The organism is Nitrospirota bacterium (genome assembly GCA_035516965.1).
Taxonomy (GTDB): domain Bacteria; phylum Nitrospirota; class UBA9217; order UBA9217; family UBA9217; genus MHEA01.
The window spans coordinates 1-5,287 of sequence record DATIZR010000078.1 but is presented as its reverse complement, the minus strand read 5'-3'; the positions used below and the strand labels follow the sequence as shown (position 1 = coordinate 5,287).

The following is a 5,287-nucleotide window of genomic DNA, read 5'->3' as shown; positions in this document are numbered from 1 at the left end:
ACGCCCATGCAGAAGAACCCCGCGTTGTAGCCGGTCAGTTCCTTTTCAAGGCCGCTGAAATCGGAAAAGTCCTGATGCAGGACCTCTTTCAACTTGTCATGGCGCTTTCCGCAGGTCCGCCTGCTGATGGACAGGACGGATTCCACGGCGGGATGGAGAAGGCATTCGTGCAGGACTCCTTCGCCGACCATGCCCGTGGCCCCGGTTATGATCGCTCGTATTTTCATGGAAGAACGCCTCCGGAAAATCGTTCCCGCATTCCTGGCCTTACCCTCGACACGGGAGGCTCATAGCTGGTTATAATAGGTCATCGCCTCGCGCAGGAGTTCTTTGATATCTTCGCTACCCTCTTTCCTGCCGAAGTTATTTCATAGCCGCCGCAACTGACGCTGCCAATGATGTCGTCGGCCGGTTGATGAGTTTGCTCAGCTGATGGCCGTCATCGAACAGCCCTCCCTTGGAAATGCCCGTGTCGGAATTGGAGAGCAATGCGGCGACCGGTTCCGGCAATCCCGCTTTCACGAGAACATTCTTGAACTCGGCTTCCGACAGGTTCACATACTCGATCTTTTTGCCCGATTGTCGCGAGATCTCAGCCGCCAGCTCCGCCAGAGTGTAGGCGGCATCACCGGCCAATTCATAGACCCGTCCTGCCTGGTTCTCCGCGGTCAGAACAACGGCAGCCGCTTCCGCATAATCAGCGCGTGCGGCCGAGGCAACGCGGCCTTGGCCCGCGCAGCCGTACACTGCGCCGTACGCCAGTATGTTGGAGATGCCGGCCGTATAGTTTTCGGTGTACCAGCTGTGACGCAGCAGCGTAGAAGGAATGCCTGATGCGCGGATCAATCCTTCCGTCTCTTTATGTTCAGCGGCGAGGCCGAGCGGTGAGGTGTCGGCGCGCAGGACGCTGGTGTAGGCCAGGAGTTTCACGCCCGCCCGTTTGGCCGCGTCGATGACGGAACGATGTTGTTTCGCGCGCTGCCCGATCTCGCTCGAAGATATCAGCAATACTTTGTCCGCGCCTTTCAGCGCGTCGTCCCAAGCCTGCGGCTGGTTGTAATCTGCGAAGCGCACGTGCACGCCCAGTGCCGCGAAGTCCTTTGCTTTTTCCCCATTTCGCACGGAAGCGATGATGCCGGAGGGAGGCACTTTTTTAAGCAGTGCCGCGATGACCAAGCGTCCCAAATGCCCGGTGGCTCCAGTAACAGCGATCATAACGACTCCTTTCGAGAGCGATGATAGTGGTTGCCTTTCATGCAGCAGGGATGACTGAACCAATTATATCATTGCGGAAGAGGATGTGTCAGACAACACCGGAGTAACGGATGCGGAGGGGACAGCCATGCTACAAGGGACACAGCGAATACGGCATGGAGACATCGGAAGCGGCGTCGCCACGTCTCTGTTGCACGAGGTCGGTCACCAGGGATCGGACCTGCTCGACCTCGACGATTCACCGCGGTCGGTAATTCGGCCGGGGAACGATGCAGCGCCGGGTCGCCTTTACGCGCGTTGCCTATGGACTGGAGTTGAGCGCTTCGATGTTCTTTCGCTAAGAGCAAGGCTGGTATTTTACCTCATCTCATGTCTCATCCTCGGCATATCCGATCGTCTGTCCGAAAAGCGGACGCTGATGCGGTTTCAGCTTTACCTCTTTCGCAAATGCCGTTTTGTCGCAATTGTGAAACCACGCAGCGAGTCCCAGCGAAGCCGATGCCAGATACACATTCTGGGCGATGAGGCCGGTATCGACGAAGAAGTAAGACTTCTGGATCTCCGGATCATGGAGCCCCGGTTCGTCGAATCCCGCTTTCTTGAACCGGTCGATATCGACGACGTAGACGAGGCGGACGGGGGCCTTTGCCCCGGCCGTTCCCTGCCCGGGCCCGATGGCCAGGGAGCGGCTGTCCCCCGAGGCCGCCGGAATCAGCCGAAGAGACTCAGGTTCATACAAATACGTGCCTTCCTCCCTCGCGACGTAGACGAAGATCTCCTGTGAATTGCTCGCCGATCCCGCAGTCCTGCCCGGTCCTCCGAAAGGTCCCTTCAGGCGATTGACGCCCTGTGCCGCCCAGAGGATGTCCGACAGCATCTGCAAGGAGATCGCCTTCCCGCCGATGGCGCGGGAAGTCCTTCTGGCCTTCAGTGCTTCGAAGACCGTCAGGCAGCGGTCAAAGAGCGGTTCGGGAAGTGCAACAGGCTGGAGGTCACTTATCGGGCTCTTGCTCATGGCATTCCTCCGGGTCCGCCGGATCACCAGGACGGCTTCAGCAGACGACCCTCCGATTCACCGCGAGGCTCGGAGAGGATCTTCGCTCCGTCCCCATGGAATATCATCTCAACATCGTTTTCCAGTCCCCTGATGACAGTCGGGATGTACTCCGGGAGACCGATCCCTCTGAACTTGAGATGGGCGTCGCGTCCCGCCTTGTTCAAACCGGTGTCCACCATGGACGGAACGATCTCAATGACCCTGACCGACGTGTCCCTGAGCTGCTGCCGCAGTACAAGGGTATATGCGTGGATCGCGGCCTTTGTTGCGCTGTAAATGGGCGCATGAACCATCGGCATGAACGCGAGGCCTGAGCTCACGTTGATGACCGCGGCAGACTGCCTGCTCATCAGAAGGCCTATGAAGAGAGCCGTCAGCTCCACTACGGAAACGAAATTGATGGCGATCTCGTCTTCCCCCGACTTGAGTCCGTCATGGCCCTTTTTCAGATCGACATATCTCTGGATGCCTGCGTTGTTGACCAAGATGTCAAGGTCGGGGAAACGGCGTATGACTTCCGCAGCAAGATCCTTCCTTTGCAGGCCATCCCCGACATCACAGGGCAGTGCCGTGATCCCCGGGTACTTGTCCTCCACCGTTGACAGCCTTCTTTTGTCGCGTCCGCAGACGATGACCCTGCTTCCGCGTTCGTAAAACGCCTCGGCAATGCCGAGCCCGATGCCGTTGGTACCTCCCGTCACGAGAACGGTCCTGCCTGACAGTTTCATGGTAGCTCCTGATCGAGGCCTGAGGACTGATGAGGTCCCTAGCTGATCCCTGTTTTAGACCAACGGTAACAGGCTGCTAAAATCATTGTCAATTCCCATCAGATCCAAATAAAGAGAGATCATGCCCCTATGATGGGTTTGATGATTAAATATGTGCAGGATCGATCCTCCGACATTTTTACTGACCCTTTCTCCTTTTGTATTCGCGAATGATATTATTTCCCCCAAATCACTTTCAGCAAGCTCATCTGCAAGCGTGATCAGTTTTTTATCCAGTTCCTCCCTTTTAGAAATGTAGCTGGAAATATCATCAAAAGGCTTGGAACCATAGTTTAAGTTCTGATCAAAAAGGGGATCTTTAATATATTGAAAAGCTCTGAATTGGCCGAATCTCTTCAGCCAGTTGTAATCACTGATATAAATATGACTGCATAATTGCCCTATGGTCTTGAAGTATCCTGCAAACTCCTGATTCCACTGCGCGCTACTTAAATTACGAATTATGCCATCCATTTTTTGATTTGCCGTTTGATTATACCGTGCCAATAGCTTGCATGTCTTAATATCCATATAGCCTCCCGATCCGGGATATGAGCAGGTACGACTCGTAATCCTTCTTGAACCTCCGACTTTTAAGCGGCCTGAAGTGATCTCCCCGGTCATGATCGCAAAAAGCCTCTTCGCTGTTATATAGTTTAGCAAAAAAAGATGCCATGACGGATCTGTTCTGTCGGAGGATAGTCGCGGTCATCAGCGTCAAAAATGCATATCAGTCCCTATCGCTAAAAATACATAATAGTAGTGTGCCCGGAAAGGACGTATAAATTTACCCTGCCGCCTCTTCATTGGTAAAGATCTGAGCTAAGAGGTACGCTCCTGGAGAAATTGCTGCGCTTCCGAAAGCTTCGGGATGCCCGCCCTTCCGCCGAGCTTCCTGCACTTCATTGCGGCAACGGCCGACGCGAACCGGATCGTTTCTTTGAGCGGCCACCTCCGAAGGAGACCGTAGAGAAAGCCGCCGTGAAATACGTCGCCGGCGCCGGTCGTGTCCACAGTCTCGACGGGAAAGGCAGGGCAGGAAATGATTTCATCGTCTGCAAAGGTAACGCTCCCACGGCTGCCCAGGGTTATCGTCGTGATGCCGAAACCGTGCTTCCTGACCTCCTGCCCTAATACTCCGGGATCATCCTTCCACCCCAGCTCACTCGCAAACTCTTCAGATCCGACCACATAATCGCAGAGCCGGGCAAGCTCAAGCGTTCCCTCTCTGACGCGGCCCGCATCAAGCATGATTGGAATGCCCGCTTTCCTGGCCTGATGCGCAGCGAACAGCGAAGCGTCCTTCATCAGGCCGTCAAGGAGAAGAAACTCGGCATTGCTCGGGAAATCGGGCGGCAGTTCTTCAATCCGGAGCGGATCGCAGGATGGCCGTTTCCAGAAGATCGTACGCGACCCTATCGATCTATCGATAGCAATGAATGCCGTCTGGGACGAGGCGTTAGATCGCTTGACCATGCCGGTGACGTCGACTCCTTCTTCGATCAGGGACTGCCGGATCGCCGCGCCTTCCCGGTCATCTCCAATAACACCGAAGAACCGGCAAAAAACGCCAAGACGCGACAGCGCAGCCAATGCCGTTGCGACCGGTCCCCCTCCCTGCTCTTCCCACGCAAGCACTTCTTTTTTTGTATCGGCTTGTGGAAAGCGATCGACAACTGCGAGCATGTCCCAGGCACACTGCCCGATCCCCACAACGGCCATAACGAACCTCCGATTGACCTGCCCCTAAATGTTCCGAGTTTTCCCTATCGTACCAAACTGTGTGCCTGGATGTCGCAATAAAAACTTTGATCTGGTATTCCCGCTTTTGGTACAAATTTAAAAAAACTTGACTGTTTTTAAACAGTTTATTACACTATGATGCATATTCGGAATTCATCTCTCTACCCTTGTTACTGGAGTACTGGGATCGCAATTTATGGTTCTCACTCGTGTGAATAGCAACAACGCTTCCCAGCGGAAATTCCTGCTCGTTGTTGACGGTAACAAATCAAGCTCGTCAGGCATAAAAGCCCTTCTTAAACAATTCCAGTACAAGGTCTGGTCTGTCGATACCGCTGCAGAAGCTTTTGAGCTGAGCGATATCGTTGCGCCTGCACTCGTCATCGTCGGACAAATCGAGGACATGACGCAGGTCGATTTTATCAGAGCGTTCAAGCGATCCAGCGCATCAGGCCCGGCTTCAGTGCTCGTCGTCACGAGCGGGAAAGATGCAGTCCACGAGATG

7 protein-coding genes are annotated in these 5,287 nt (G+C 54.6%); 1 reads left to right on the top strand and 6 read right to left on the bottom strand.

Features of this window, described 5'->3' with window-relative positions; genetic code table 11:
* The 6 genes from VL197_12090 to VL197_12065 all read right to left on the bottom strand — a co-directional run.
* The coding region (locus tag VL197_12090) for an NAD-dependent epimerase/dehydratase family protein (protein HUJ18720.1) at positions 1 to 227 on the bottom strand (227 nt) is incomplete at its 3' end.
* A gap of 136 nt (positions 228 to 363) precedes the next feature.
* Positions 364 to 1,215, bottom strand: coding sequence for an SDR family oxidoreductase (locus VL197_12085; protein ID HUJ18719.1), 852 nt, complete (start codon positions 1,213 to 1,215; stop codon positions 364 to 366).
* 367 nt (positions 1,216 to 1,582) lie between these two features.
* A complete protein-coding gene (locus VL197_12080; protein HUJ18718.1) occupies positions 1,583 to 2,230 on the bottom strand; it encodes a nitroreductase family protein in 648 nt (215 codons plus the stop codon).
* Positions 2,231 to 2,253: 23 nt separating this feature from the next.
* The gene (locus tag VL197_12075) at positions 2,254 to 3,000 is read right to left on the bottom strand and encodes an SDR family NAD(P)-dependent oxidoreductase (protein ID HUJ18717.1); all 747 of its coding nucleotides are present in this window, start codon (positions 2,998 to 3,000) and stop codon (positions 2,254 to 2,256) included.
* Positions 3,001 to 3,054: 54 nt separating this feature from the next.
* On the bottom strand, positions 3,055 to 3,570 hold the full coding sequence (locus VL197_12070; GenBank protein ID HUJ18716.1) for a DinB family protein: 516 nt from the start codon (positions 3,568 to 3,570) through the stop codon (positions 3,055 to 3,057).
* A 291-nt stretch (positions 3,571 to 3,861) separates the two neighbouring features.
* Positions 3,862 to 4,761 (bottom strand): sugar kinase, encoded by a 900-nt coding sequence (locus VL197_12065; GenBank protein ID HUJ18715.1) that lies wholly within the window; start codon positions 4,759 to 4,761, stop codon positions 3,862 to 3,864.
* Positions 4,762 to 4,978: 217 nt separating this feature from the next.
* Here VL197_12065 and VL197_12060 point away from each other — a divergent pair.
* The coding region (locus VL197_12060; protein ID HUJ18714.1) for a hypothetical protein at positions 4,979 to 5,287 on the top strand (309 nt) is incomplete at its 3' end.

What these genes read in the sequence shown, in the direction of transcription:
- VL197_12070 (HUJ18716.1), bottom strand. Translation starts at nt 3,570, where the DNA reads ATGGATATTAAGACATGCAAGCTATTGGCACGGTATAATCAAACGGCA.
- VL197_12085 (HUJ18719.1), bottom strand. Translation starts at nt 1,215, where the DNA reads ATGATCGCTGTTACTGGAGCCACCGGGCATTTGGGACGCTTGGTCATC.
- VL197_12065 (HUJ18715.1), bottom strand. Translation starts at nt 4,761, where the DNA reads ATGGCCGTTGTGGGGATCGGGCAGTGTGCCTGGGACATGCTCGCAGTT.
- VL197_12080 (HUJ18718.1), bottom strand. Translation starts at nt 2,230, where the DNA reads ATGAGCAAGAGCCCGATAAGTGACCTCCAGCCTGTTGCACTTCCCGAA.
- VL197_12075 (HUJ18717.1), bottom strand. Translation starts at nt 3,000, where the DNA reads ATGAAACTGTCAGGCAGGACCGTTCTCGTGACGGGAGGTACCAACGGC.